Raw genomic sequence first — 26672 nt, 5'->3', positions numbered from 1 at the left:
AGCAAGTTCTAGAGTCCTGTAGCCCGATGGTGGGCGAGAAGGGACGATGAACGTATGGCTGGTCGGAAGCGGAACTCCGCAGAAGACATCGTGCGCAAACTGCGCCGTGCGGACGAACTGGCCGCCGAAGGCAAGACCGGCGAGGAAATCGCAGCCGAACTCGAGGTGTCTGCGGCGACGTTGTACAACTGGCGTCGCGCCTACGGCGGGATGGACACCGATGCCGCCAAGGAACTCAAGGAATTGCGCGAACAGAACGCCCGACTGAAGCGATTACTGGCCGAGGCCGAGCTGGTCAAAGACGCCTTGCGGGAGGTCGCAAAGGGAAAATTTTAGGCCCAGCTGCCAAGCGCCGCGCCGTCGGCATGCTCACCTCCATGATGGGCATGTCGGAACGGTTGGCGTGCAAAGCCGTTGGGCTGCCCCGCTCCACCTGCCGTCGCCTGCCGTTGTCGCAGACCCCCGCCGATCCCGATGCCGAGATGCGGGCCTGGCTGCGCACGTACGCGACGAAGAACCCATGCCATGGGTTCCGCCGTGCCTGGGCGGCGTTGCGCTACGACGAGCGCCGTGAGGTCAATTTGAAGAAGATCCACCGGCTGTGGCGCGAGGAAGGGCTGCAGGTGCGGGTGCACAGTCCGCGCAAGCGGGCCGGGGTGTCGTCGATCCCATCGATCGAGGCCGATGCCCCGAACGTGGTGTGGGCGATCGACTTCCAGTTCGATTCCACCGTCGACGGCAAGGCCATCAAGATCGCCTCGATGATCGACGAGCACACCCGCGTCTCACTGCTGCACATCGTTGAGCGGTCGATCACCGCCGACCGACTCGTCGCCGATCTCGCCAACGTGTTCGCCGCAGCGGGTGGGCCGCCGAAGGTGCTGCGGATGGACAACGGTCCGGAGTTCATTTCCCAAGCGCTGCAGCAGTTCTGTGACGGTCGGACTGGTATGTCGTATATCCCGCCAGGAGCGCCATGGAACAACGGACACATCGAATCGTTCAACAACCGACTACGCAAGGAGTGCCTCAACCGCAACCACTGGAACACCCTGCTCGAAGCCCGCGTGGTCATCGGCGACTTCAAGCACGAACACAACTACCGGCACCGCCACTCGGCCCTGGGCTACCGCACCCCGGCCGAGTACGCTGCCGTCTGCAGCTGCACCCACACCCCGATGGACTGCAACATCAACTGAAACTGGATCACACCACCCCGACTCAAGAACCGGGTGGACTCAGAATCGGGGACTCGCCAGGGGCGTCTACCAAATTGCCACCGACGTTCTGCCCCCCATCGATGGTTACGAAATCGCCAGTGTGAAAGATCGATTCGTCGGAGGCGAAGTAGACGACCATCGGAGCGATGTTATGCCCGGTCGCGCGGACGGCGATCGCTTGTGAGGGCAACTCCTGAGCCACCGGATCCCAGTCGGGCCAGACGTCCCGGATATCGTCCTGCATGGGTGTAAAGACCAATCCGGGACCGACGGCATTGACCCGAATACCGAACTTGCCGTATGCGGCCGCCGCAGACTTCGTCATGGCCACCACGGCGGCCTTAGTGGCCTGGTAGCCGAAGATCCCGGGCGTCCCCAGGCTGACAACCGCTGAGGCGATATTGATAATCGAACCACCTCCGGCGCGCTTCATGGCCGGCACGGCGGCGCGGATACCGAAAAAGACCCCGGTCTGATTGACCGCGATGACGTCGTGCCATTCCTGATCGGTGGCATTCTCGGCGTCCTGCCACGACATGACGCCGGCGTTGTTGACCAGTACGTTGAGCTTTCCGTGCGAAGTCTCGATATCGCCGATCACCCGCGACCAGTCCTCGGACTTACGCACGTCCAACCGCACGTAGTGCACGTCGCCGCCTGCCGCGCGGAGCCGCTCGGCGGTAGCGGAGCCCTCCTCGTCGCGGATGTCACCGATGACCACGGTGGCGCCCTCACGCGCTAGCCACTCCGCGTGCGCAGCGCCTTGACCCCGCTCCCGTGCGCCGCCTGTCACCAAGGCCACTCGGCCTCGAACCCGGCCCGTCACTAATTCTCCTCTCGTGTGACAACAGTTTTCGCGAAGAGCCGAATCGGCGCGTACCGGCTTCAGAAATCGATCTGGCCCGTACGCGCCGAGGGCAAGTGCTCGCCCCTGGAGCTGGCTAGGTGTCGAATTGTTCGCTCGCCTGCCCGCCGATACGCTGATAGACCTCGGGCCGGGAGCGGCGCCAGATCAGGGCAAGCACGATTCCGAGAACGCCAAGACCGATCGTGAACATCTGCAGGGCAATGCCAACGGGCTTTGACCCTCCGATGAGCACTTCGAAGTTGGCGCTGATGAGAGTAAGCATGGCGAGCAGTCCCACGATCCCGAGCACGGGGGCGACGGTCGTATTGATCAGCCGTTCCTCGCTGCGGTGGCGCCGGAAGTAGACGATGACGGCCAGTGAGGTCACCGCCATCAAGATAAGCAGCGCGTAGGCGCCCAGTCCGAACATCCACGAGTAGAAGCTGACGACGTCGACCTTGGCCAGGACGAACGGCACGGTCAGGCCGAGTGCCACCAGCGAGGTGACCAGGGACGCCCGCGCGGGAGACGCGTGCTTGGGATGCGCCTGGCCGAAGAACTCGGGGAAGACGCCGTCTTTCCCCAGCGAGAAAGCGTAGCGGGCAATCGGGTTGTGCGACGACAACACCGAGGCGAACACGCTCGTCACAACCAGTATTTGGGCGATGTCCTTGGCGACAACGCCGGCGTAGGCGCCGAGTTGATCGAAGAACATCGTGGCCGTGGTCTGCTGAGCGACCGATACCGCCTGCGAGGGACCGACAGCGTTGATCAACGCCCAACTCGACAGGATGTAGAAGAGTGCGATGAGGGTCACCGCCAGGTAGGTCGCCCGCGGAACGGTGCGGTCAGGATCCTTGACCTCGGCACGGTAGATCGCGGTGGCCTCGAACCCGAGAAAACAGGCACTGGCGAGCAGAATGCCGGTGGCCGGAGCGCCTGAGGTGAATGCCCCCAAGGTGAACGGTTCCAGTGATCGTCCTTCCGGCCCGCCGCTGATGAGTACCGGAATATTCAGGCACATCACGATGACCACCTCAAGGACCATCAAGACGGCCAGCACCCGCCCGGAGAGTTCGACGTTGAAATTCGCCAACGCGGTGATGACGACCCAGCAGCCGAGCGTATACACCCACCAGGGCAAAGTTGGACCGCCGAACAGGCCACTGACAAGCCCGTCCGCGAACTGGCCGAACATCGCGTACGCGCCGACCATCAGAGTGAAATAGCCGAACATCGCGATAAAAGCGGCACCCAGACCTAGCGGGCGCCCGAGCCCAACCGTGATGTAAGCGTAGAACGCACCCGCCAACCTAGAGTGCCGGGTCATCGTCGTGAAGCCAACGGCGAACAGCAGCATCACCACGCCGATGACTCCGAACGTCAGCGGAGTACCGGGTCCGTTGCCGTTGGCGATGATCACGGGCGCTAGGCCGCCGATCGCCCCGAGGGGGGCGGCCAGGGCCAGTACCGTCAGAATCAACTTGACGGTGCCCATGTTTCCGCGCAGACCAGTAGTGGCACCTACCGCAATAGGCTCCGCGGCCGAGTGGGAACCAGCTGCCGCTGTGTCCGTCATTTGTGACCCTTCGGGTATTCGGGTGCGGCTCGTAGCCGGGTCGCACAGGTCGGATCAGAGTTCATCTAGATCACTATGCAAGCGTCTGCTCGTATAGTGATCTGGCCTCGGGGGGTTGTCAAGCGCTGCGGTGAGATTCGGCGGAAGTTCCCGCGGAACTGTGAAATGCTCGGCCGCAAGCGCTCGCATTGCGAGCAGTTGCCTAGCCATCGGCGTGCTGCTATAGAACCGAAAATGCCTGCCGCACATCACTTCTAGTCAGGCTCATCAATCGGTGCGCCGAGGGATCTCCTTGTTGAGACGCTCCTGGGGATTGTTGGACCAGATCTGCCGCCAGATCTGCTTGGGGAACGCGGTAAACGCCCGCAGGTCCGGGCGGTCCGCATTCAAGTGTTCGGCGGCCTTTGGAAGTTTGTCGGCTAGCGCGTCAATGATCCGGTCGTCTTGTGCGGCAACGGATTGTGCGTCGGGGTTGTCGAACACCGAGTGCGGCAGGGGGCGCACCCACGGCCAGGACGCCTTGGGTGTAGCGGCCATCAAGTTGGTCGTGTAGGGCGTGGGACAGCGCTACCAGGTAGCGCGGGCAGGGTCGCGCCGATCGCGGCCACAAGCCCGGCATGGGCATCGGGGGTCACCGGCCTGACACCTCAGCGACCGCGGGAGCGTCAGCCAGCCTGCGCCGTCTTCAGCGGTGGTGACATCCACGCCCAGGATCTCTCGGTCGCCCTCGGCGTTGACCCCTACGGCGATCAGGGCGTGCAGAGGCCAGCGTCCAGCGGCCCGGTCCGGAAAGCTTCGACTGCAGTGTCGAGTTCTTTAGCCATCACCGACACCGGCGACTTCGATAGCGATGTAATCCCCAGAGTCTCGACGAGCTTGTCCATCCGCCGCGTCGACAACCCCCAGCAGGGAGCAGGTGGCCACCCCAGGGCTCGCTTGGCACGTTTGGGGCGTTTCAGCAGCCAGTCCGGGACGGACGAGCAGTGCCGCAGCCTAGGGATCGCCAGATCCAAACTGCCTGTGCCGGAACCCCTGAACTGTTCCACGGGGTCCGGCCATGCGGTCATCGCCTATGCGTGAGTGTCTCGCTGGGCGGCATATCTGTGATGGGTCACGGGCCACGACAGCACAGACTGACCTCTCATCAGGCCAGCAGGTGGGGCGGGCCGGTGCCGACGCCAGCAACGGCGGTTCCTGCGCATGGCACACCAACCTGGCGGCCAAGTCATGCGTGAGTCAGTCCCTGGCATCGCTACCGATCCCGACGGCGACTCAGACGGCCGAATCGCTACAACACACACTCACAAGGCACGCGATGACCTTCAATCATTTTGCTAAGACACGCCTTCCCTCAAGAGCTTGCGCCCGCAGTGTGCACAGCAGCCCTGGGTCTCTCACGGGTGCTGTCCAGAGTTGGTTCGACGTCAGCCCCATCGTGAGCACACCGCTTCCCGATTTACAGGACGTTGCCCCATGACGGACACAACATCCAGCGGCAAGACCGAATCTCCGCGGTGCCCTCCTCTCTGCTGCGAGTTCTTGTCAGGCGAGGTGACGACTCAGGAAGCGGCCTACGATGTCGTTGAACTCGTCAGCGCGCTCCACCTGGGACCAGTGACCGCACTGGCTGAAGATGTGGGCGTCGGCGTGCGGGATAACGTTGAGCAGCTCCCAGGTCCGTGACACCGGGATTACCACATCTTGAACCCCGTGGATCAGCAGTACCGGAATCTCCAGTCGCGCGAGCACCTCGAAATCCAAAGGCAGAGCGGTGCGGTCGCGGTCACGCGCCGCCACCACGTCTTTGAGCCGGTCCGATGCGGTGTCGTTGAGTGCCGATGCGTACCGCAATGAGACCAGCTCATCGGTCACAAGGGATTTGTCGACGACAAACTGCTCCAACGTATTCCGGACGCCTTCTACGCTGAGGGTCGGATTCGAGTGCCCTTTCAGGGCTCCGGTGAGTGTAGCGCCGCCGGTGCCCATGGACACGATACCCAGCAATCGGTCTGGGAAGTCGATGGCGAACTGAAACGCCAGCCAGCCACCAAGGGAGTTGCCGACGATCCAGGTTTTGTCAATGCCGAGGGCGTCAAGGACGCGCACGGCGTGACGAACCCATTCTCGGATGCCATAGGTAGTGCCTGGCGCGACGACGGTCTGGCCGTAGCCGATCGAGTCGATGGCGATGCAGCGACCGTAGTTACTGAGTTGAGGGAGATTTAGCCACCAGTTCGCCGCTGCGGTGACACCGGTGCCGGAGCCGTGCAGGAACAGGATCGGGGCGCCCTCACCGAGTTCGTGATAGTGGGTGAGCTCGCCGTCGGCGGTGACCAGCCATTTGTCGTCCAGACCGAAGAAGTCGTCGGTCGTGTAGTCAGGAATTGCCACGGTGGTGGTCATCGGGTGCTCCTTGGTGAGGGTTGGGTGGGGTTGGTGGTGGCGGTGGTGATGGAGAATCCGGCGATCCATTCCGGGATAGGCCGGTAGTAGCGCGTGCTCATCAGGTAAGGCCCGCACGCGGACAGGGCCGCGTAGGCGGCAATCCAGGTGCGCACCTCGTGAGACGAATTGCCGGCTGCGGCAACGAAGTCGGCGACCGTCCAGGTGTCGATCGGGGTGAGGTCACCGCCGGCGAGGAGGTCGAGCAGGTGGTTGTCCCAGTCGGGATTGAGCGGCTGTAGGGTGGCGGTGCCGGCTGCGAAATCGCGTCCGGCGGTGATAACTCGGTTCTCGCGGGCAGCGCGTTCGTCGGCGCTGATGCCGCGGCCGTCGATGAGACGTTGGCGAACCGGCTCGGGTGCGGTGTCGAACTGCGGCACCGGGGGATCATGGGATAAGCCCCCAGATCCCAGCAGCAGAACCCGCTTATCGAGGCCGGAAACAGCGCGGCCGACGGCCTCCCCAAGCAACCGGACCCGTTGCACCGGTCCCAGTGGGGTACTCAAGGAGTTAATGAAGATCGGCACGGTAGGGATTGCGCTGATTGATCCGAACAGTAGCTCCAGGGGCTGGGCGAAGCCGTGGTCGACGTGCATCCGCTCCGACAGTGCAATGTCGACGCCGGAATTGAGTACGTGCTCGGCAACGAAGTGGGCAACGTCGCGGTCGACGTTCAGCGGCCCGGCCTGGGTGCCGTAATCACCGACCGATACTGCGGCGCGGCCGATGCAGAATGGCGGCAGCAGGTCGTAGAACACGCCGTTGTAGTGATCGGGGGCGAAGATCACCACCACATCGGGTTTGAAGTCCTCGACGAAGCTGCGGGCGGCAGCCAGTTCGGTGTTGACCTCATTGAGGACGACGGCGTCGGGGTCGTTGCGACCCATCAGCGGTGAATGCGACAGCGTGCACAAGGCGACGGTCATAGCTGTTCCTTCCGTCGGTGGGGCGTTGTCTAGGTGGCAGACAGCGCAGGCGCGACTGTGATCTTCAGGGACGTGGCGGTTCCACCCGGGCTGGTGCCCAGCACCTGCGTCAACGCTGAGACCAAGGCGTCAAAGGCGTCGTTGTCATCCCACACCGCCTCGACATGACGCCAGGCGATGTAGCCGTCCGGGCGCACCAGCAATGCACCGGCCTCGTGGATCTCCCGGAGCTTGTGCCAAGCGCAGTACGGGTCGGCGGTGCCGGGCTCGCCGATCACCACAGTCCTCAGGTAGGGCAGGTCGAGCTTCGCCGCGGCGTGGGCCCATGCTCGTCCCGCCAGCCCCGTGACGATGCTGAACTTCCCTTTGCCGGTGACGTCGAGGGTCGAAACCCTCTGTCCGCGTGCATTAACGAGCCAGGCGTGTGGAATCTTCGCACCGGGCCGGGTGGTGGGCTGGACATACAGCTGCCGGTCGCGGTGCCAGATCTCGTCGCCGGCGTCAGGATCAACGATCACCGCTTGGGAGGCGTACCGCTGGTTGAGTTCGACACCTTGGGCGTTGTATTCGTAGTTCTTAAGTTCCAGCGCTTCGGCGAGGGCATCGCGGACCGCCACCCCGGCGGGTCCTGGGTCGCGCACCTTTGCCAGGCCCGCAACGACCGGATCGGCGGCGCCTTCGGTGGCAAAACATGCGTTAATCGGTCCGTATTCCTTGCGGGACTGGTTGGCGCGGGCCACGATTTGCGCGCCGACGGGCTGGCGCTCTGCGGAATAGGTGTCCAGCAGACTCGGCTCGGCGTAACCGTTGAGGACGAACGCGAGTTTCCAGGCGAGATTGAACCCGTCTTGGATGCAAGTGTTGGACCCCAGGCCGCTGCTGGGCGGGTGCCGGTGCACGGCGTCACCGCCGCAGAACACCCGACCTTTGGAGTAGGTGGTGGCGTAAGCCTGGTTGACGTACCACACCGAGGTCGACTCAATCTCGACGTCGAGGTCAGCATCGCCGACCAGGGTACGGATCTTGGCTAGCACGTCGTCAGGGGCGAAGTCAGGTTCACCGTCGGCCATGTTGAATCCCCAGCCGGCGATCCAGGTGTCCCACGGCCGGATGGCGCGCAGCAGGCCCATGCCGATCTCGCCGAAACTTCCACCAGGGGTGAGGATCCAGTACAGGATGCTGGGCCGGTGCTCGACGTAACGGCTCAAGTCTGCGTGGAACAGGACATATGCGGTGGCTGCGCGGGCCATCTCGCCGTCGATCTCCAGGCCGATGTCCTCGGCGACCTTCGAGCGGGCGCCGTCGGCGCCGACCAGGTAGCGCGTGCGCATGCTGTACCGGCGACCGGTGATGTTGTCGGCCAGCTCGACGGTCACCCCGTGCTCGTCCTGGGTGTGCGACACGTATTCGGTGTTGAACGCCGAGGTGGCGCCACGTTCAGCGGCGTTTTTGAACAGCACCGGTTCCATGTAGAGCTGGGGGATGTCCAGCAGCCGGCAGGGGCTGTTGGCGATGTAGTCGGCGGCGCGGTCATCTCCGGTGCCCCAGGTGCGTAGCCGGGCGACCTCCTCACCCGCCAAGCTGGTGGTGAACAGGGTGTCGCCCATCAGTTCCCAGGGTGTGGCGTAGCGTTCGGCGTCTTGGTCGACGCCGAGGTCGCGCAGCACTTCGACAGTGCGTTGATTGGTGATGTGGGCCCGGGGGGTGTTGGCCAGCCAGTTGCGTCGGTTCACCAGGTGCACACGCACGCCGTAGGTGGCTAGCGCGAGCGCGGTCGCCGATCCCATCGGGCCGGTTCCGACGATCAGGACGTCGGTGTCGAAGTCGGTGGCAGCAGCTGGGGAGTTAGGTGCGGTCATGACAGTTCACTTCTCTGTGCGGGCGGGCTGGGCAGCCGCTGTGGCGGGTTGGGGGCTTCGGGCGGCGATCGTGTTGGCGCGGCGGTCGTTACCGGGCTGGCGGCGGGCGCCGTCCTTGCCCCAGCCACCGGCCAGAAGGCTCACCCAGACCACCGAGATCGCCGATGCGGCAACGAGGTAGGCGATGATCAAGGTGGAGTTGCCGGTCGCGGAGTACAGGGGGTGCCGCTGATGCTGGCCGACGCCTCCCTGTCCCCGGGGTGGCGTGCGATGCGGTGGTGGTCATGGCTAGGTCCTTAGCTGTGTCGACCCGAAGGCTGGACCGCGCGCAACGCGGCCGCAAAAACGGATGGCCATTGACCCTCTCGCCGTCAAGGCTAGCATTCTAGACGTCGAGTTGGAAGTAGACGCTCGCTCCCCGGGTCAGGTATGTCTCTACTGCGAGGGAACTGAGAGCGGCGCCGCGGTGGTCAGGGGATGGACACGAAGTTGGTGAACCCGCCGTGGCGAGTCGGCAATGTCTCCAGCGCTTCGTTGATCTTCTCGAGCGGGAACGGATGATGCTCAAGGACCGACAGGTTCAACACCCCGGCGCCGGCGAGTTCGGCCATCTCTTGCGCTTCGGCGGTACTGAACCACAGGCTGCCGAGCAGGCTCTGCTGCGCGCACATCATGGCGAACATGTCGACCTCGACGCGTTCCATCATTCCGCCGATGTCGACGGCGGTACCGCCGCGCCGCAGGGTCGACAAGGCGTTCGCGAAAGCCGCGACCGGGGCTCCAGGGCCCAGGCAGTCGAGGACGATATCGACGCCCTCGCCGTCGTTGTTCCGGCGCACCCACCCACCGAGGTCGGTGTCGTCGTTGGTCACCAGAATCCGACCCGGGGCGAGTGCGGCCACGTCGTCAAGCAGTTCCCGGTTACGCCCGGTGCCGAAGATCCGGCTGGCACCCAATGCCAACGCGTTGAGGCAAGCACCGAGGCCCAGCGTGCCGGAGATACCGTCGATGAGTACCGTCGCGCCGGGGCCGGCGCCAGCCTTGCGCAGTGCGGAGTATGCAGTGCCCAGGTAGCCGAACCGTGCGCCCTCTTCGAACGACACGCTATCGGGGAGTTTTACCAGATTGCGTTGCGGTGCAGTCAAATACTGGCTCAAACCGCCGTACGGATAAGCGTCGAACAACTCCTGCCCGTTTTCCCCGAACGCGAAATAGCCCATGAAGGCATAGCTGTTGCAGTTTTGATCGACCCCCAAGCGGCATGCACGGCAGGCACCACAACTCAGACCGGGATTGACATACACGCGGTCACCGACGTTAACGCCGCTGACATGGGAGCCCACCTCGGCAACAACCCCGGAGGCATCCAACCCAAAGACCGCCGGCAGCTTGGGCAGCGGCAGGTAGGGAAACCACTCTGCGTAAGTGGCCAACACGTTGCCCAAATTGGGCACCACATTGCAAGCCTTGACTTCGACGAGGACGTCGGTCGCCCGCGGCTGCGGAATGAGCAGAGTTTCAATCTGCATTGGTTCGTTGATGGCATGTAGCCGAGCGGCCACCATGGTGGAAGTCATGAGTACTCCTAGTCGGGTCGGTGGTGACAAACTTCAGGGGTTGCGCCGCGACGGCGCCAGCGCGGACTCGAGTTCGTCGGCGGTGGCGATCTCCGCAAGGAGACTCAGCGAGTCAATACTGGCCAGGTGGGTAGCCTCATCGCGGGCAGAGCAGGCGTCTTCGACAATCACAACGCGATAGCCCAGGTCGCTGGCCGTGCGGGCCGTTCCCTCCACGGAGAAGTTCGTCGCTACTCCGGCAAAGCACACGGTCGAGATGCCCCTGCTCCGCAGCGCCTCGTCGAGCTCCGAGCCCTGGAACCCACCAACCCGGGTATGGGTGATCACCGTGTCGCACTCCCTCGGTGCTAATGGCGCAACAATCTCGGAGAGCGGGTCGCCGTCTTTGAGGCATCCAGAAGTGGCGACGATGCCCAGGATCGGCGAGTTCGCGTCCAGATCGGAGAAATCAGGCTTCCACACCGCCCGGGTGTAGAACACTGCGCTACCCGCGGTGCGGAATGCGTCGGCAAGTCGCTCGATGGCGCTGACGATGTTCCGCTCGACAACCTGGCCATAGAACAACTCGCTAAAGGCTCCGTCGGGTCCCACTATGTGGCCCTGACAGTGAACCACGATCAGGGCCGTCGACTGAGGATTAATCTGCATTGACTACTCCAACAATGTTGTACTGCAACGCTATCGGGCCACATCCACACGTAGATCCCGTGAGGAGCCTCGATTCGCCCTGGGTTCAACTGGAATGCTAGCGTTCCAACGCACCATAGCCGAAAGTGACGGGGCCCACAAGTACTAGAATGCTAGTTGTGCTGCACACCGGCCCCTCCGTGTCGGCCTCCTAGTGCAGCAGCGCAGCCGAAGGAGCACCTCATGCCCTCAACGTTCGACGACAACACGTCGGCCGCCGCTCGGCTCTCCGGCGCTCGACTCTCGGCGGTGCTCTATGACACCCTGAAGTCGCGCCTACTGGATGGTGTCTACGCCGCCGGCGACCGTATCGTCGTCGAGCAGGTACGACAGGAATTTCAGGTCAGCAAGCAACCCGTCATGGACGCACTTCGACGCCTGGCCGCCGACCGGCTCGTCGCGATCATCCCGCAGTCCGGCATAGAGGTCGTCCGCTACAGTCACCGAGAGATCGAAGACTTCTATCTGCTCTTCAGCGACTTCGAAGCCACCATCGCCGCCGTCGCGGCATCACGACGAACCGACCGCCAACTCGACACCCTGCGCCGCACACTCACCGACGTCGACCATCTCCTCGAATCTGCAGATCCCGCTGTGCGGGCACGTGGATACCGCATCCACAACCGAGAATTTCATGCTGCGATTCACGCCATGTCGCACTCCCGCATCATGGAAGAAACCAGCCAGCGCATGTGGGACCTCTCCGACTTCCTCATCAATACAGCCGGGATAAGCAACCCCTTGTCGAGCGCACTTCCCCAGCGTCAATGTGACCACGAAGCCATCGCCGCAGCCATCCGCGACCGTGACGAAAACGCGGCACGAGAGGCCATGCGGCAGCACATCATCGGCACGGTCGCCATCATCGACGGAGAACGCCGAACCGAATCCGCCTAGCTTCCGGATGAGGGACGGGTCTGCTGCACGAATGGGTGACATCTTGACCTGACCCACGGTTTGGGTTCCAGATTCGGTGGCTAAGTGACGGCCTGTACGAAAGGCTGACCGTCATGGCCCGCCCCTATCCGGCCGAGTTCCGTGCTCGCGCGATCGCGCTCGTGCGCGCCGGCAAGCCGCAGAAACAGACCGCTGACGACCTCGGGATTCATCCGGTCACGTTGTCGACGTGGATCAAGCAGGACGACATCGACCGCGGGGGGGCGTCCCGGTGTCCCGACGAGCGAATCACCCGAGTTGCGCGCTGCGCGGCGACGAATCCGGGAGCTGGCCATCGTGCGCCAGGCCGCCACGTTCCTCGGGGAGGGCAAGCCCCGCCCACAAGGATCTATCCGGTGATCGACCGACTCGTCGACGCCGGAGCGCCTGTGGATCGCTGCTGCAAAGTGCTTGGCATCGCCCGCCAGAACTACTACAAACACAAACGAAAACCGACCACAGCCACCCAGTTGCGCCGCCAATGGCTGACCGGACTGATCCGCGAGATCCACGTCGCCTCCCGTGGGACCTACGGCTATCGCCGTGTCCATGCCGAACTGACCCTCGGCATGGGAATTACGGTGTGCCCGCGCACCGTGTCGGTTCTGATGACTCTGGCCGGCATCTACGGCCTGCCCGGGCCAGTGCGGGTGAAACGGCTACGTGGGGTCGTCGCTGCCGATGATCTGGTCAATCGAAAGTTTCATCGACTGTCGCCAAATGAACTGTGGGTCACTGACATCACGCAGCATCGTACTCGTGAAGGATGGCTGTACTGCTGCGCTGTGCTGGATGCGTTCAGCCGCCGGATCGTGGGCTGGTCGATGGACTCGAAGGCCGATGCCTCGCTCGTGGTCAACGCGTTGGATATGGCCATCCGCAACCGCCGGCCAGCAGCCGGCGGAATCGTTCACGCCGACCACGGAACCCATTTCACCTCATAAGTTTTCGGCGAAAAGATCCGCTCTGCCGGACTGGTCCCATCGTTCGGATCAATCGGCGACGGCCTGGACAACGCTATGATGGAAAGCTTCTGGTCCTCCATGCAGATCGAGCTGCTCGACCGCCAGAAGTCGAAAACCCGCGTCGAGTTGGCCAACGCGATCTTCGACTACATCGAGATCTTCCACAACCGCCAACGCCGCCACTCGGCGCTGAACTACCGCACCCCGATCGAGTACGAACTATCCTTCACCAACGACAGCCCTCACCGCCGTCAGTTAGCCACCACGCCTGGAACCCAACAGGTAGGACAGGTCAAACTGTCACCTATCCGTGCAGTAGACCACGACCTCGGTCAGGCTGGCGGTGACGTCGACGAAGCGACCGATGACCCGCGGGTCGACCGAGTAGTCGCACCCGTCGACCCGGACGTAATAGTCACGGGCCAAACGGATTCGGTGGTTCAGGCCGATCGGTGGAACCACCGGAGGTAGGGGCAACATCGACAGGTACTCGGTCTCCAGCAGGTCGGCGGGCCGACCGTGGACCGCGCGTACCGTGCGTTGATTGGCCCGCACCAGCCAGTCCTGCAGCTGGGTGTTGAAGTCCTGCGCCGAGACGAAGACCCGGCCCGGCAGAAACGACGTCTCCAGGTAGCCGTTGGCACGCTCGACCAATCCCTTGTATTCGGGGTCCCGTGGTGGGGCCAAGGGACCATCGTGGCGGTCAGGAAGCGGGAGAAGCTCAGCATCATCACCAGCACCGGCAACACCCGGTCCTGGCTCGCTGCCACCGGAATCCGCGTCGCAGGAAACCACAGATCGCACTGCGCCACCTGACCGGGCTCGTAGACCATCCGGTCGACCGGATCGACCCCCAGATACTCCGGCCGAATGAGTCGCACGCGGTCCTTGAGCGTGGTCATCGAGTGGCTGCCAGCCGATGCGCTCGGCGATCACCGTGGCCGGCATCGTGGGCCACTGCGCCAACAACACTCGAATCCGGGGCTCGACGTCATCGGCCAGCTTGGCCCGCGGTCCCCGCTCTCGCCGCGGAGCTACCTCACCGCGCAGCGCCGAACACACCGTATTCCGCGCGATCCCCATCCGGCGGGGGTCCTTCGCCGACTTCGGCGATGTGCATCGATATTTCGCTGAGGTCGATGATGCGGTGGCTGATGGGGGGGTTGGCCCGCGGGCAGGGGGTTGTCATAGACCGTTCAATTCAGGTCTCGCTTGGCACCTGACTCGTCAAAGCAGATGGGGTGTCAGGGTGGTCGGGATCAAATTTGGTGAGGGCAGCTGACGAGGGTCGTCGGCGGTGGCGTAGACGTATCGGTCGGGGCGCACGACGACAAAGCGGCAGTGGTGCTTGATCATCCAGTCGTGCAGCTGACCGGTGGGATCACCGATTTCACCGGTATCGACCAGGGAAGTGCCCGCTCTCACCGTTAGGTACGTTGGTTTAAAGCGCTCCCACGCTTGTTGTATGTCGGCGGGGATGGAGTCGACGGGGTCGCGGAGGCCGAGGATGGCCCAGCCGGCCCCTAGTGCTTCGTCGAGGGGCACGAGGGACACCCCTGGAGTGGCGACGGTCACCGCTTTGATGAGGTGTCCGACCGCGCTTGTTTTGGGTGGGTCGCCGCGGCGGTCGAGGAATCCGTTGGTGAGGGGCGCGGGGCGCAGGACTGCCACGCTGAGGGCTCGCTCGACTCCAGGGACCTTTTGCACCAAACGTAGTGCAGTGTCGCGGATTTGGGCGGTGATGCGGTTGGGTGGCATGACGAGGCGGCCGATGCGCACCGCTGCGGCGGACATAGCGTCGTGGTGGGGTTCACGTTCGGCTTGATACGTGTCGAGCAAGGCGTCGTCGGCGCGTCCGCGGAGTACGGCTTCGATTTTCCAGATGAGGTTCGAGGCGTCGCGGAAGGCGCCCGAGCATCCTTGTCCGGCGAACGGGGGCATGACGTGGGCGGCGTCGCCGACCATCAGCACTCGGCCGACGCGCCATTGTTTGCATTTGCGAACGTGAAAGGTGTAGCTCCACGTGCGGGCGATCTCGACGTCGTCTTCGGTGATGCCTTCGGCGGCGAGGACCTTCCATATGTTTTCGGGCCGAAGCATCTCTTCTGCGTCTTCACCAGGGTTGATTCTCCATTCCCATCGGTAGTAGCCGCCCGGACACGGGCACCGAATACCGGGGCGGTCCGGTAGGCAGATGAATTGGAAGTGGGGGGATACGTGTATTGGGCGTTTTACGCGGGCTTGGACGTCCATCCACTGCTCGGAGTAGGAATCGCCGGCGAACGGCACGCCTAGCCGTTTGCGCACAGGACTGCTGCCCCCATCGCAGGCCAGAAGATATCGTGTCTGGATGGTGCTGATGGCGCCGGTGGTAATTTCTTCGATTTCTAGGGTTACCAGGTCGGCGTCTTGGGTGAAATCGCGGTACTCCCATCCGCATTGCACCGTCACCGATGGCCAACGTTGCACGCCCTCGCGCAGCGTGGCTTCTAGCCACGGTTGGTGGAAGAAGTTGGCTTGCGTTTCGCCGCAGTGGTCAGTGGGGACCGGCAGCACACTCAGGAACGGCTTTCCGTTTAAGCCGGTGAACTGAAGCGTGGTTCCCCGGTGCATGGTGGCCGTTACCTGGTCGTAGAGTCCGAGGTTGCCGATGATGCGCAGCGATTCGGCATCGATGGAGATTGCGCGCTGGCGAGGAAACACATCGGCGTCGCGTTCGACCACGATGGTGCGCAGGCCGAGTTGGCCCGCCAGGTTGGCCGCGGCCTCGCCGGCGGGACCGTAACCGACAATGGCGATGTCATAGGGACGGTTGTCGTCGGGGTCTTGGGGCGGGTTGGCCACAACTTCTGGACGAGAGCTGTCAGCGATGGTCATCCTCGCGCCTCCTCGTGGCGGCCCGCCAGGGTCTCAACGGTTGTCCGAGTATGCGCTCGGTACGTCATGGTGCACCTACCTTTCTATTGCTTTGCCTGCTCATCGACGCCTTAGTGGTGGAGACGGTGTGATCAGGTGCACATAGTGTGCTCAATGTGCAGCAGCCATGAGATCGGCCGTGCCGCAGGGTGGAACGTGTTCTGAGCGAGAGGATGTTGGTTCTGTGTGCAGCAGCCGCGGATCGGGGCAACGATCCACTCGGCGCGGGCATTCAAGGTGGGCCTCCGCAAGGCGGCGTTAACTTGTGTGTTTGGTAGAGAGCGGTTCTGCGGGTCGAGATTCGTGTTCGCACGATGGTGATGTCGACCACACTCGGGTATAGTAGTCCTGCATACAGATTTTCCGCCAGTGCAGGAACGGGCGAACCCCAGCCGCAGTGAGGTGGAAGGGGGTGAGCGCGGTTTCGGAGAAGGAGGAGGACGTGTCGGTGCGCACTGCCATATCCAATTTCGACCGACCAGGCGAGCGCGCGGCACGCGAGGTGGCGCGTACAGGCCCCTGCAGGCCAAGCTATTGGCGGCTCGCGTCAGCAGAGGCGCAAATATGCGGTGGGGATTCCCAGCTTCCAGCTTTAGCTTAAACGTATGTCCGACAAGTGTTTTGCCGCGTGTACGCGGTGATGACGCAGCCACGAGTGAACTCAGGAGTACCGCAATGCCTGCAAAAGTGGATGGCCCGTTCGGTGATAGCGACGTTGACTTCGACGTGGCGATCGTGGGGATGGGTCCAACCGGGGTGACGGCCGCGAACTTATTGGGCCAGCGTGGGGTGGCTACCGTGGTGCTCGAACGTGACGTTGATACCTATCCCCGCCAGCGGGCTATCGCCGCGGACGAGGATGCGCTGCGCGTATGGCAGTCGCTGGGTTTGCTAGACGCTATTGCAGAGGATCTCGATCAATCGGTCACAGTGCATTACACCGACGGTCAAGACGTGTTCTTCTCCTTTGACCTGTCCGCGCCCGGCTCGCAGGGCCTGCCGGGAAGCGCCTTCTTTCATCAGCCGAAGGTGGAATCAATTCTGCGGGCGAATCTTGCTGCTTTCCCGCATGTGCACACGGACTGCGGGCAGCAGGTGGTCGGCGTCGAAGACACCGGCGAGGTCGTTGTGCTGACGGTGGAGGACGTCGCGACCAAGCAGGTGCGGTCGGTGCGGGCGCGTTATGTGCTGGCCTGCGACGGAGGTTCGAGTCCTGTGCGCAAAATGTTGGGGATGTCCTTTGCGGGTCGGTCGCTGCCTGAGCCGTGGCTCGACATTCAAGCCAAGGCCATTTATGAGCGTCCCACCAACGGTCCGGTGGATTTCATTTTCCTTGCCAGCCCCGAGCGTGTGGGGATCGACTGTCAGGCACCGATGGGCCACCACCGGTGGGAGTTCCGGTTGCGAGCAGACGAGGATCCCGCCGAGGTGGAGCGCCCGGAGAACATCGCCCGCTTGCTTGCCGAGCGTGGCGTTGATGCCAAAGAAATCGATATTTTACGTCATTGGATATATACCTTCCACGTCCGCACTGCCACGCAGTGGAAAAAGGGCAGGGTGCTGTTGTGCGGTGACGCCGCCCACATCATGCCTCCCTTCGCTGGGCAGGGCATGAGTTCGGGGGTGCGCGACGCTGCGAACGTGGCGTGGAAGTTGGCCGAGGTAGTGCATGGTCGCGCTGAGCCTGCGCTACTGGAGACCTACGACACCGAGCGGCGCCCGCACGTCGAGGCCATGACAAGGATGACGCTTACCCTGGGGCGTCTGGTCAATATCCGTAGTCGGAGGCTGGCCTCCGCGCGCAATAAGGTGCTGCGCACCGCGTCGCGGCTGCCGGTACTTTCAGGATGGTTGTACAACCAGCGGTGGAAGCCCCAGCTGCGGCTGACCAGTGGTTTTCTTGCCGCCCGTCGCGGCCTGCGCAGTCCAGCTGGCCGGCCGGTGTGGCAACCGGCGGTCAGCACCTCCGACGGCGCTGCTCAACCGATGGATGATCTACTTGGTCACGGATTCGTGGTATTGGGCTACGACGTTCGACCCGATGCCGTCCTGTCTCCAGAAGTGACCACCGCCTGGCGAAGCCTCGGGGCCAAGTTCCTAACGGTGCGCCCTGCTGGTCTCAAGCTGCAGCGCCTGGCGGACAACGAGTTTCGTGATGACTCCGGAGAACTCGAGAGGTACTTTCGGCGGCACGACGCACGGATTGTTATTATCCGACCCGACCGGATCGTGTTCGGCTGCGAACGCGATAGCCTTGTGCCGCAGCACTTCTCGATTGCCGATACTCGGCCCCACGTGGAGCACGTCGTTCTGCACGACGCCGGCCGGGAGCGCAATGCTCCACTGGTGGCCTCGGAGTCACCATGACAATTGCACCTGGTTGCTGCGCCACGCGGTCGAGACCGCTGACTGCGAAGTCATAAGAGCGCCGAAGCAGCGACCGATGGTCCCGGCGCAATCCCTGCGCCAGCATCGAACCAACATCATCAACGCGATTGACACCAAGATTGAAGGAGAATCCAAGATGGAACTGGGCTACATGGGTCTTGAGGTATCCGATACCGACGCCTTTAGCGAGTATTTGTCCGGCGTATTGGGACTGATTCCCAGCCAGCCACCAGTGGACGGGACCAGCGCTTGGCGCATGGACCATAAGGCGCACCGGTTGCTGGTCACCGAGGGCCCCCTCGACGACGCCGCCTATGCCGGCTTTGTGGTCGCCGACAGTGCTGAGTTCGACGCCACGCTCGACCGGCTGCGTCAGCAGGGCTACGAGCCGGTACCAGGTTCTGACGACGAGATCACTACACGCAAAGTGAAAAAAATGGTGCACGTCATCGCACCTTGGGGCGTCCGCATCGAAATCGCGTTAGAACTGGCCAACACCGACGAGCCTTTCGAGTCTCCGCTGCTGCCCGGTGGATTCCTCACCGGTGACCTGGGGTTAGGGCACAGCGTGTTCTTCGTGGCGGGGGGACCTGACGATTTCGCCGCGGCGGACGCGTTCGCGATCAATGCCTTGGCTTTCAAGCTGTCGGACTACCTTGTCATCGACATGAACGGTCTGGAGGTGACGGGCAACTTCTATCACTGCAACGGGCGGCACCATTCGTTGGCGTTGATTTTCGTGCCCGTGCCCGAGTTCCCGAAAAAACTCGATCACATCATGATCGAGACGGTCTCCATGGATAATGTCGGTCACGCCTATGACCGTGCCCTGAAGGGGAACTACGCGATCGCGCGTGATTTGGGCCGCCATCCCAACGACCGGATGTTTAGCTTCTACAGTGCTGGGCCTGGTGGGGTGAACTTCGAGCTGGGCGCCGGAGCGGTCACCGTCGACGATGACTGGGAAGTCGTCAAGTATGACCGCATCAGCGCCTGGGGTCACCACGCCGGGTCTAATGCCGGCGCCCCTGCGTGACGCAGCCCTCCTGCCCGGCGCCTTCTGCGCGTTCCGGTGATTGCGTTCCTGCAACCAACCAGGTGTTGCGACTGGTCTCTCGACCCGTGGGCATTCCTAGTGCCGATTGCTGGTCGGTGTCAGAAGAACCGGTGCGAAGTCCAGCCGATGCCGAGGTTGTCGTCGAGACCTTGTTCCTGTCTATCGATCCGGGAATGCGTAATTGGATCAGCGCGGGCGGGTCATACATCGATCCGGTTCCCCTCGGCGCGGTGATGCCCGCATTCGGGGTGGGCCGGATCCTAGCCTCCGCTAGTGCACGGATGCCGGCCGGGACCATTGTGACCGGTCGCCTCGGTGTTCAGCAGTACAGCACTGTCGACGGCGGTGAGCTGACTGCGCTCGCTGATACTTCGGCCCCGCTGCCGAGGTATCTAGGGGCGCTGGGCATCTCGGGGATGACAGCGTACTTCGGCATGACCGACGTCGCTGCCATCGTTGCGGGCTTGACGGTGGTGGTCTCGGGCGCGGCGGGATCGGTGGGCAGTATTGCCGGGCAGATCGCCAAGATCTTGGGCTGCCGGGTGATCGGTATCGCTGGTGGCGCTCGCAAATGCCAATGGCTCATTGACGAACTCGGCTTCGATGCGGCCATCGACTACAAGTCGCAGGATGTCGCAGAAGCACTTGATGAGGTCGCACCCGAAGGCATCGACATATTCTTCGATAACGTGGGTGGAACCCAACTCGACACAGCGCTGGCGCGCCTGCGCCTGAACGCGCGAGTAATCCTGTGCGGCACCGTTTCTCAGTACAACGCCGAGGATTGGGAGGGTCTGAGAAATCACCGCGCACTCCTCGTTAAAAGGGCACGGATGGAAGGCTTCCTGATCTTCGACTACGTGCACCGCTATTCCGAAGCGCAACAGCAGATTGCGGCGTGGCTGCACGCGGGAGAGTTGATCGCTGTCGAGGACATCGTGGACGGCGGGGTCGCTGAATTCCCTAGCGCACTGGCCGGGTTATTCGACGGTGCCAACCTCGGCAAGCGCGTATTGCGGGTCGGCGGCACTGGCTAACCGTCGCCCGTCGCCAACATGGTCGCTTGCCGCACGATCGCGGGATCGTGGGTGGGGTCGAGCTTAGCCAGCGTGGTCAGCGCGGTCCGGGCTAGGTGGGCCGCGGTCAGTTTGGCGCAGCCTCGGGCGTCACGATTGCGCGCGCTAGCCAAAATGGCGGCATGTTCGTCATGTGCGATGTGGGCGAGCACCGCGGCATCGTGGGCTGACTCGCGATAAAACGCCCGATAGCGCTCGGCGTGATCCCAGAGCTCCTCGAGCTGGCAGCGCACCCGAGTGCCGGCGCCGCTGAACAAGGTGGTGTGGAATATGCGGTGGGGCACACGGAAGTCTTGGAAAGAGCCGCCACTGGTGTCAGTCCACGCTCGATCCATTTGTTCGAAAGCCGCGGCCGCAGTTGCCAGTTGTGTCTCGTCGAGGCTGGGCACACTGGCTTGTACGCCAAGCGTCTCCAAGACGATGCGCATCGCCGCAACCTGTTCGAGGTCGGTGACCGACAGCGGAGCCACCCGCAGACGTCGATTGAAGTCGCCTTCGAGGAGACCCTCACTTTGCAGTCGGCGCAATGCTTCTCGCAACGGGGTGCGGCTGATGTCGAGGTGGGCCGCCAACTGCACCTGCGAAACCACCGCACCTGGCTTCAGCTCGGCGTTGATGATCGCGGCACGGATGATCGTGTACGCCTGGGCCGTGGTGTTGACCGGCTCCAGGGCCACCACAGCTGCATCCTCGCGCGGCGCTACGGCCGTCAACTCTGCCATCGTGTCTCTTCCTAGAAGTTTCTTTGGTGGAGAGCCCGGCCGCAGCGCTGCCCCCGCCCCCGGTGTGTGGCACTGGGGATTCTGCTCTCTGGCGATCTCCACCCTACCTGCGGGCGCACTCTTCTGCATACAGTTAGGGCCGCATGACGGCCTCTCGGGAACGTCGCGCCTCGTCGTACACCTGCCCGATACCTCGATGAGTCAGACTGCAGTCTTTGAGGACACGTCCGGCGACCATGACCAAGGTGACATCAGCGGCTGTCGCGGCGGCAACGATCGCTTGGACGGGTTCGGTGGCGGGCGCTAAATGCGGGGCGGTGAGATCGATCATGATCAGGTCGGCCTGTTTACCGGGGGTGATGGTGCCTATCCGATCGCTCAACCCGGCGGCGACCGCGCCGTCTCGCGTAGCGAACGCCAGCAGGTCGGTCGCCGAGGGCAGGGCCCACTCGTCCCCCGGGTGGATCGTTGCGTGCAGCGCTGATGCCGCGTGTGCGGCTCTCATCGCGGCAAACATGTCGCCGGCGACACACACCTCGGTATCGCTGCTGAGGCTGGGCCTGGACCCCGTCGCTATGATCCGATCAGTTGCCGGCGGCCCTAACCCCGGCATGGTGATCTCCACAGTCGAGGCCACCGAGGTGGCTGCCCCGGCATCGGCCGCCATCTGCAGCTCGTCGTCGCTGGAGGCGCAGCAGTGCACGAACAGTAGGTCGTTGTCGAGGAGTCCGGCGTCACGCAGATGCGCGATACCGCCTGGGCGCCAGCCGACGTGCATGCTTGATCGCACGCCGAGTGCGCGCGCCAAGGCTAGGTCATGGGCGGTGACTTCGGGGGTACTCATATCAGGTCCACGCAGCATCGCGTTCAGAGTTACCAACGCGGTGTCGTCGGCCAAAACGTCGGTGCGCAAGCGGCTGATGTCGCGCAAGTGGGTTCTCGTACTATCAAGCATCCAGGCATCGGAGTCACGGCAAGGCCATCCATGGGCGAAGACTGCACGAATGCCGCTGTCGCGGAGCGCGGCAACAACCGCATCAGCGTGGTCCGGGCTGTTTTGGATGTGGGACTCGCTGCGCAGCGTGGTGATGCCCGCATCGAGCGCGGCCAGAGCTCCGACAAGCTCACCGAGGTAGGTGTCCTCGGGGGTGAAGCGAGGACCCCAGGTCAGCTGAACGTGTTGGCGGTAGGTGGGAAAATCCCATCCGAGACCGGCCAGCCGTAACGCACCTTGCCAATTGTGGCGGTGGGTGTCGACAAACCCGGGCAACACCACTTTCCCGGTGGCGTCGATGATGCGCGCTCCTGGCGGAGCGGCGACGTCGCCGATGGCGTCAATGCGGCCATCGACAATCCGGACGTCGCCCCGGAGCGTACCTAACGACAGATCCTGTGTGAGGAGCAGACCACCGCGGATTAGCCAGTTGTTCTCGCAGCCAGCGGCTGCCACGGGAGCCACCATCACCGACGTCGACGTCGTGCCGTCTGCGCGTCCTTAGTCGTCGAACGCATCAGCCTGGTGATCGACGAGGTAACGATAATCTTCTCGCACAGGCGCATAGACATCGACGTTGAGCGCCACATCCTCGCCGATCAGCCACGCTGTGTGCGGCGCATCCGCGGGGATTTGAAGCACCTCTCCAGCGCGGACCTCATAAACCTGGCCGTCGACCTCGAAGCCCACTGCTCCTGCGAAGACGAAACTGAGTTGGTCAAAAGGGTGTGAATGCGGCGGTGGTGTAGGGACGTCATGGCCGGGATGGAACCAGTTGATCGTCACCAGCGAATCGTCACTGCGTACGGCGGTGCGCACTAGCGCTCCGCCGGCGATGCTTTCTTGAGGCAAGGAGGACAGTTGTGCGTGAATGACGCGCTTAGGCATCGGTGGATCCGTTCTGCGTGTCGGTGTGACCGAGCGGGAATAGCGCCCGTGACTGAAAGTGCCACTGGCCTTCTCCGGTGCGGGTGTACAGGTCCCGGTACTCGCCCACAAACTCAATTTTTGCCCCGCCATCGCCCTCGACGACGTGCAAGACCAGCATGACCGTACCGCTTGCGGTACCAGGAGCCTCGGCGCGCAGGCGAATGTTGGTGCACTGATGGTGGGTATGTCGGGCCGTATTGGCGGCGCGCCGATCAGCCCACTCCCGGAGACCGTCATGGCCCTGGACACTGTTGGGGCCCAGTCGAAGACTGCCGTTAGGGACGTAAAGCTGGGCAACGTCATGCCAGCGGCCGTGGTCGAGCAGCCAGGCGTGTTCGATGATGAGCTCGGTGAGCACTTGGTGGTCGGCGCTGGATAACTCGGCCGGCACGGCGACGCTCACCGGGCTGCCTCGGCCACAGTCTCACGTGGTGGTGCCGGAATTGGCTCGCCAATGGGGTTGCGCAGCAATCCGATACCGTCGATGTCGACTTCGACGACATCGCCGGTCTGCAGGAAGGTCATAGGTCCGTGTGAGCGAGCTACCCCTGCCGGGGTTCCGGTGGCGATGATGTCTCCGGGCACCAGGGTCATAATCCGCGACAGGTACGCCACCAGATCGGCCACGGTGAAGATCATGGCGGAGGTGTTGGAGTCCTGGACGGTCGTTCCGTTCACACGCGCCTTGATGGGCAGCGCCTGCACGTCACCGATCTCGTCGAGCAGCACCAGCGCCGGGCCAGCCGGGGCGAAGGTGTCGATTGCTTTGCCTCCGGTCCAAAGCTGGTTGGCCATCTGCAGGTCGCGAGCGCTGACATCGTTTAGCGGCATCACCCCTGCGACGTGGTCAAGGGCCTTCGAGGCGGGGATGTTGAGCCCCGCCTTACCGATCACCACGGCCAACTCGGCTTCGTAATCAACTTGAGACGTGATTGCCGGGGGACGCACGGCAGCGCCGTGACCAATGAGCGAATTCGCGAACTTTCCGAAGAAAATGGGTTCACTGGGTATCGGCTGCCCGGTCTCGGCGGCGTGGTCGTGATAGTTGAGGCCGATGCAGATGAATTTCTCCGGTTTGAGGACCGGCGCGCACAACGTGACTGACTCGTGATCGTGAAGGGCGCCCCGGTCGCGCAGTTCATCCTCGTGCTTGGTCGCCAACTCTCTTAGACGCGCCGAACCCTCGGCGCCGAGCGCCAGGATAGGAATGATGTCGCTATCGGCATCACCAAAACCCTCAATACCGGCAATGCCGGCCAGCGTGGCGACATCGATGAGTTCGGAGTCTTGCCGGTGCTGCAGGGCAGGGCGTGGCCCCTGGCCGCGGTCATAGGTCACAAGGCGCACAGCGATTCCTTAATTAGTGGGGAAGAAACAACGGGAGATCCGGTCAGTGCGGCGCGCCGTTACGACGACGACGCCGGGGTCGTAGCACGCTGCGCGGGGCGACGACCTGCTTCTGCAAAGTGGGCGAGTACCTCTAGATTGTCGACCGATCCGGCATCGACGACGTCTTCGAGCCGAGCGCCCTGTAGTAAACGCTTGACGGGGATCTCCAACTTCTTCCCGACGCGGTTGTGAGGAATTCCTGGGACCACGATGACGTCATCTGGTAGGTGTCGGGCCGATAGCGACGTGCGAATCGCGTCGCGAATCCGTTCGGTGGCCGCAGCGGGATCAGCATCGGGGGACAGCTGCACGAACAACGGGACGTAGTACTCATCCTGATGCTCCACACCCACCACCAGCGCCTCGACGACCTCCGGCAGGTGTTCAACGGAAGAATAAATCTCCGCCGATCCCATTCGTACGCCCTGCCGGTTCAACGTGGAATCGGACCGGCCGTGAATGACTGAACTGCCGTCTTCGTCGAATTCGATGTAATCGCCGTGGCGCCACACACCGGGGAACATCCGAAAATAGCTATCGAGGTAGCGCGTGCCATCGCTGTCGGCCCAAAAATAAAGCGGCATCGATGGCATCGGTTTGGTGACCACCAATTCACCGGGCTGCCCGACCACGGGTTGGGCGTTGTCGTTCCAGGCTGCCACCGCCACTCCGAGGCTGGGCGCCTGAATGCGACCCGCGCGCACCGGAAGTGAAGGTGCCCCACCCACGAACGCCGAACAGATGTCGGTTCCGCCGCTGCAGGAGGCAAGCCAGGTGCTCGGGCCGACCTCATCGCGAACCCAGCTGAAACCGTCTGCGCCCAAAGGGGATCCAGTCACGATGATCGAACGCAGCGCGGTCAGGTCGGCTTCGAGGCCAGGGTGGCGTTGCGCATTGCGGTAAGTATTGATCAGCCCGGCCCCCATTCCCAGGATTGTGACCTGGTGGCGAGCGGCGACGCGCCACAGATGTCCCAAGTCGGGCTGCACGGGGCTGCCGTCCAGCACGACCAATGTGGCCCCCACCAGCAGACCGCTGACCATCAGATTCCACACCATCCAACTGGTGGATCCGACGAAGAGAAACCGGTCCTCACAACGAAGGTCATTCTGTAAACGCAGCGTTTTCAAATGCTCCACCACAATGCCGCCGTGACCGTGCACGATCCCTTTGGGTAGGCCCGTTGTACCGGAGGAAAACAACACCCACAGGGGGTGATCGAAACTGACCCGAGTGAACTCCAGCGACGGACTGCCGGCGGTTGCATCAGACCAGGAAACGATGGATGCGGTAGCCTGCGGCGGGCGTTGCGCGTCGACGCAAACTATGTGCTCTAGCGACTCCAGCTGGCCGGCGATGTCGGTGACGTCGGCAACACGGTCACGGTACTTACCAGCGTAAATGTAGCCGGTGGTCGCCACCAGGAGCTTAGGGCGCAGCTGGCTGAAGCGGTTCACCACCGATTTGTTGCCGAATTCCGGTGAGCACACCGACCATACGGCGCCGACCGAAGCGCAGGCGAGGAAGGCCACGATCGCGACCTCGGTGTTAGGCAGATAACCGACGACCCGATCGCCGGAACCAATTCCGGATTTCCGCAGGTGGGCGGCGAACGCCGCCACCTGTCGTCGCAACTCCGACCACGTCACCGTCACATCACCCACCTCGTCGACGAGGATCAAGGCCGGTGCGTTCATATCAGGGATGCGGCGGAACGCCTGCTCAGCGTAGTTGAGTTGCGCATGTGGGAACCATTGGGCACCGGGCATCAGAGATTCGGAAAGTGCGGGGCCACCGTGCGATAGGCCAAGCCCTTCAAACTCATCGATGGAACGCCAGAAACTGTCCAGTTCGTCGATCGACCACCGCCACAGGTCCAAGTAGTCCCCGAACTGCAAATCGTGATGGCCGTCAAGCCATTCGAGGTAGGCGGCCAAGCCACTATTGCGTTCTATATCCGGAGTGGGACGCCACACCACATCAGGGGCGGGGTGCCGCGGACCAGCGTCACTCGGGGTCATTACGACGTCTCCTCTTGGTCGCTAATACTGTATGCAGAATCTCGGGCTCGGGTCAAGGTGCGGGCCCGGCTGTCGGATCTCGCTCGCGGTCCATTCACTGCGTGGGCTGCTCGAAGCATCGTGCAGGCACTGCGTGAGTTC

Annotated in this window: 21 protein-coding genes and 4 pseudogenes; 7 read left to right on the top strand and 18 right to left on the bottom strand. The window is 63.1% G+C overall.

All coding sequences use genetic code 11. The annotated features are described in order from the left end of the window. The first annotated feature begins 54 nt into the window (after nt 1-54). Nucleotides 55-1199 (top strand): IS3 family transposase gene (locus ACXDF8_RS02705; protein ID WP_457221679.1). Its coding sequence is split into 2 segments (ribosomal slippage): nt 55-322 and nt 322-1199, totalling 1146 coding nucleotides; the frame shifts between segments, so codons are not numbered across the junction. A gap of 22 nt (nt 1200-1221) precedes the next feature. On the opposite strand, the gene ACXDF8_RS02700 is transcribed toward ACXDF8_RS02705, so the two are convergent. The 10 genes and pseudogenes from ACXDF8_RS02700 to ACXDF8_RS02655 form a co-directional block, all read right to left on the bottom strand. Continuing rightward, entirely contained in the window at nt 1222-2013 is a 792-nt protein-coding gene (locus tag ACXDF8_RS02700; RefSeq protein WP_457221678.1) for an SDR family NAD(P)-dependent oxidoreductase, read from the bottom strand. A 148-nt stretch (nt 2014-2161) separates the two neighbouring features. After that, a complete protein-coding gene (locus ACXDF8_RS02695) occupies nt 2162-3565 on the bottom strand; it encodes an APC family permease (protein ID WP_457221677.1) in 1404 nt (467 codons plus the stop codon). Between the two features lie 348 nt (nt 3566-3913). After that, nucleotides 3914-4351, bottom strand: a pseudogene (locus tag ACXDF8_RS02690) (transposase). A 57-nt stretch (nt 4352-4408) separates the two neighbouring features. After that, a pseudogene (locus tag ACXDF8_RS02685) lies at nt 4409-4665 on the bottom strand (transposase); the annotation flags it as partial. Nucleotides 4666-5188: 523 nt separating this feature from the next. Then, complete coding sequence (locus ACXDF8_RS02680) at nt 5189-6049, bottom strand: alpha/beta fold hydrolase (RefSeq protein WP_457221676.1); 861 nt, start codon at nt 6047-6049, stop codon at nt 5189-5191. Continuing rightward, nucleotides 6046-7014 carry a 3-carboxyethylcatechol 2,3-dioxygenase gene (locus tag ACXDF8_RS02675; RefSeq protein WP_457221675.1) on the bottom strand — a complete coding sequence of 323 codons (969 nt, stop codon included), beginning with the start codon at nt 7012-7014 and terminating at the stop codon, nt 6046-6048. The genes ACXDF8_RS02680 and ACXDF8_RS02675 overlap by 4 nt, the downstream gene beginning before the upstream one ends. 29 nt (nt 7015-7043) lie before the next feature. Then, a complete protein-coding gene (locus tag ACXDF8_RS02670; protein ID WP_457221674.1) occupies nt 7044-8873 on the bottom strand; it encodes an FAD-dependent oxidoreductase in 1830 nt (609 codons plus the stop codon). Nucleotides 8874-8879: 6 nt separating this feature from the next. Continuing rightward, nucleotides 8880-9065 carry a hypothetical protein gene (locus ACXDF8_RS02665; RefSeq protein WP_457221673.1) on the bottom strand — a complete coding sequence of 62 codons (186 nt, stop codon included), beginning with the start codon at nt 9063-9065 and terminating at the stop codon, nt 8880-8882. Between the two features lie 278 nt (nt 9066-9343). Continuing rightward, nucleotides 9344-10450 carry an alcohol dehydrogenase catalytic domain-containing protein gene (locus ACXDF8_RS02660; RefSeq protein ID WP_457221672.1) on the bottom strand — a complete coding sequence of 369 codons (1107 nt, stop codon included), beginning with the start codon at nt 10448-10450 and terminating at the stop codon, nt 9344-9346. 33 nt (nt 10451-10483) lie between these two features. Continuing rightward, nucleotides 10484-11098: a cysteine hydrolase family protein gene (locus ACXDF8_RS02655; RefSeq protein WP_457221671.1), complete on the bottom strand. Its 615-nt coding sequence runs from the start codon at nt 11096-11098 to the stop codon at nt 10484-10486. A 222-nt stretch (nt 11099-11320) separates the two neighbouring features. Between ACXDF8_RS02655 and ACXDF8_RS02650 the strand changes: the two genes are divergently transcribed. The 3 genes and pseudogenes from ACXDF8_RS02650 to ACXDF8_RS02640 all read left to right on the top strand — a co-directional run. Further along, nucleotides 11321-12034: a GntR family transcriptional regulator gene (locus ACXDF8_RS02650; protein WP_457221670.1), complete on the top strand. Its 714-nt coding sequence runs from the start codon at nt 11321-11323 to the stop codon at nt 12032-12034. Between the two features lie 113 nt (nt 12035-12147). Beyond that, nucleotides 12148-13017 carry an IS3 family transposase gene (locus ACXDF8_RS02645; RefSeq protein ID WP_457221669.1) on the top strand — a complete coding sequence of 290 codons (870 nt, stop codon included), beginning with the start codon at nt 12148-12150 and terminating at the stop codon, nt 13015-13017. 15 nt (nt 13018-13032) lie between these two features. Continuing rightward, nucleotides 13033-13245 (top strand): annotated as a pseudogene (locus tag ACXDF8_RS02640) (integrase core domain-containing protein); the annotation flags it as partial. Nucleotides 13246-13350: 105 nt separating this feature from the next. Here the strand turns inward: ACXDF8_RS02640 and ACXDF8_RS02635 are convergent. Together ACXDF8_RS02635 and ACXDF8_RS02630 are read right to left on the bottom strand one after the other, a co-directional pair. Continuing rightward, nucleotides 13351-14127: pseudogene (locus ACXDF8_RS02635) on the bottom strand (Mu transposase domain-containing protein); the annotation flags it as partial. A 138-nt stretch (nt 14128-14265) separates the two neighbouring features. After that, on the bottom strand, nt 14266-15915 hold the full coding sequence (locus ACXDF8_RS02630; protein WP_457221668.1) for a bifunctional 3-(3-hydroxy-phenyl)propionate/3-hydroxycinnamic acid hydroxylase: 1650 nt from the start codon (nt 15913-15915) through the stop codon (nt 14266-14268). Nucleotides 15916-16629: 714 nt separating this feature from the next. Here ACXDF8_RS02630 and ACXDF8_RS02625 point away from each other — a divergent pair. The 3 genes from ACXDF8_RS02625 (at nt 16630) to ACXDF8_RS02615 (ending at nt 20436) form a co-directional block, all read left to right on the top strand. After that, nucleotides 16630-18321: a bifunctional 3-(3-hydroxy-phenyl)propionate/3-hydroxycinnamic acid hydroxylase gene (locus ACXDF8_RS02625; protein WP_457221667.1), complete on the top strand. Its 1692-nt coding sequence runs from the start codon at nt 16630-16632 to the stop codon at nt 18319-18321. Between the two features lie 76 nt (nt 18322-18397). Next, nucleotides 18398-19378 (top strand): VOC family protein, encoded by a 981-nt coding sequence (locus ACXDF8_RS02620; RefSeq protein ID WP_457221666.1) that lies wholly within the window; start codon nt 18398-18400, stop codon nt 19376-19378. Nucleotides 19379-19449: 71 nt separating this feature from the next. Further along, nucleotides 19450-20436, top strand: a complete 987-nt coding sequence (locus tag ACXDF8_RS02615) for an NADP-dependent oxidoreductase (RefSeq protein WP_457221716.1) — start codon at nt 19450-19452, stop codon at nt 20434-20436. On the opposite strand, the gene ACXDF8_RS02610 is transcribed toward ACXDF8_RS02615, so the two are convergent. The 6 genes from ACXDF8_RS02610 to ACXDF8_RS02585 all read right to left on the bottom strand — a co-directional run bounded on the left by ACXDF8_RS02610 (nt 20433) and on the right by ACXDF8_RS02585 (nt 26531). After that, nucleotides 20433-21197, bottom strand: a complete 765-nt coding sequence (locus tag ACXDF8_RS02610; protein ID WP_457221665.1) for a GntR family transcriptional regulator — start codon at nt 21195-21197, stop codon at nt 20433-20435. The two genes, ACXDF8_RS02615 and ACXDF8_RS02610, sit on opposite strands and share 4 nt — an antisense overlap. A gap of 133 nt (nt 21198-21330) precedes the next feature. Then, nucleotides 21331-22647 (bottom strand): amidohydrolase family protein, encoded by a 1317-nt coding sequence (locus tag ACXDF8_RS02605; protein WP_457221664.1) that lies wholly within the window; start codon nt 22645-22647, stop codon nt 21331-21333. A gap of 45 nt (nt 22648-22692) precedes the next feature. After that, nucleotides 22693-23079: a cupin domain-containing protein gene (locus tag ACXDF8_RS02600; RefSeq protein ID WP_457221663.1), complete on the bottom strand. Its 387-nt coding sequence runs from the start codon at nt 23077-23079 to the stop codon at nt 22693-22695. Next, nucleotides 23072-23524 (bottom strand): nuclear transport factor 2 family protein, encoded by a 453-nt coding sequence (locus tag ACXDF8_RS02595; RefSeq protein ID WP_457221662.1) that lies wholly within the window; start codon nt 23522-23524, stop codon nt 23072-23074. The genes ACXDF8_RS02600 and ACXDF8_RS02595 overlap by 8 nt, the downstream gene beginning before the upstream one ends. Further along, the gene (locus ACXDF8_RS02590; protein ID WP_457221661.1) at nt 23521-24468 is read right to left on the bottom strand and encodes a fumarylacetoacetate hydrolase family protein; all 948 of its coding nucleotides are present in this window, start codon (nt 24466-24468) and stop codon (nt 23521-23523) included. Before ACXDF8_RS02590 ends, ACXDF8_RS02595 begins: the two co-directional genes overlap by 4 nt. Nucleotides 24469-24527: 59 nt before the next feature. Continuing rightward, complete coding sequence (locus tag ACXDF8_RS02585; protein WP_457221660.1) at nt 24528-26531, bottom strand: acetoacetate--CoA ligase; 2004 nt, start codon at nt 26529-26531, stop codon at nt 24528-24530. Between the last annotated feature and the right edge of the window lie 141 nt (nt 26532-26672).

The organism is Mycolicibacterium sp. CBM1 (assembly GCF_054073305.1).
Note: the sequence above shows the minus strand (reverse complement) of the source record. Positions and strands in the feature narration are given on the sequence as shown.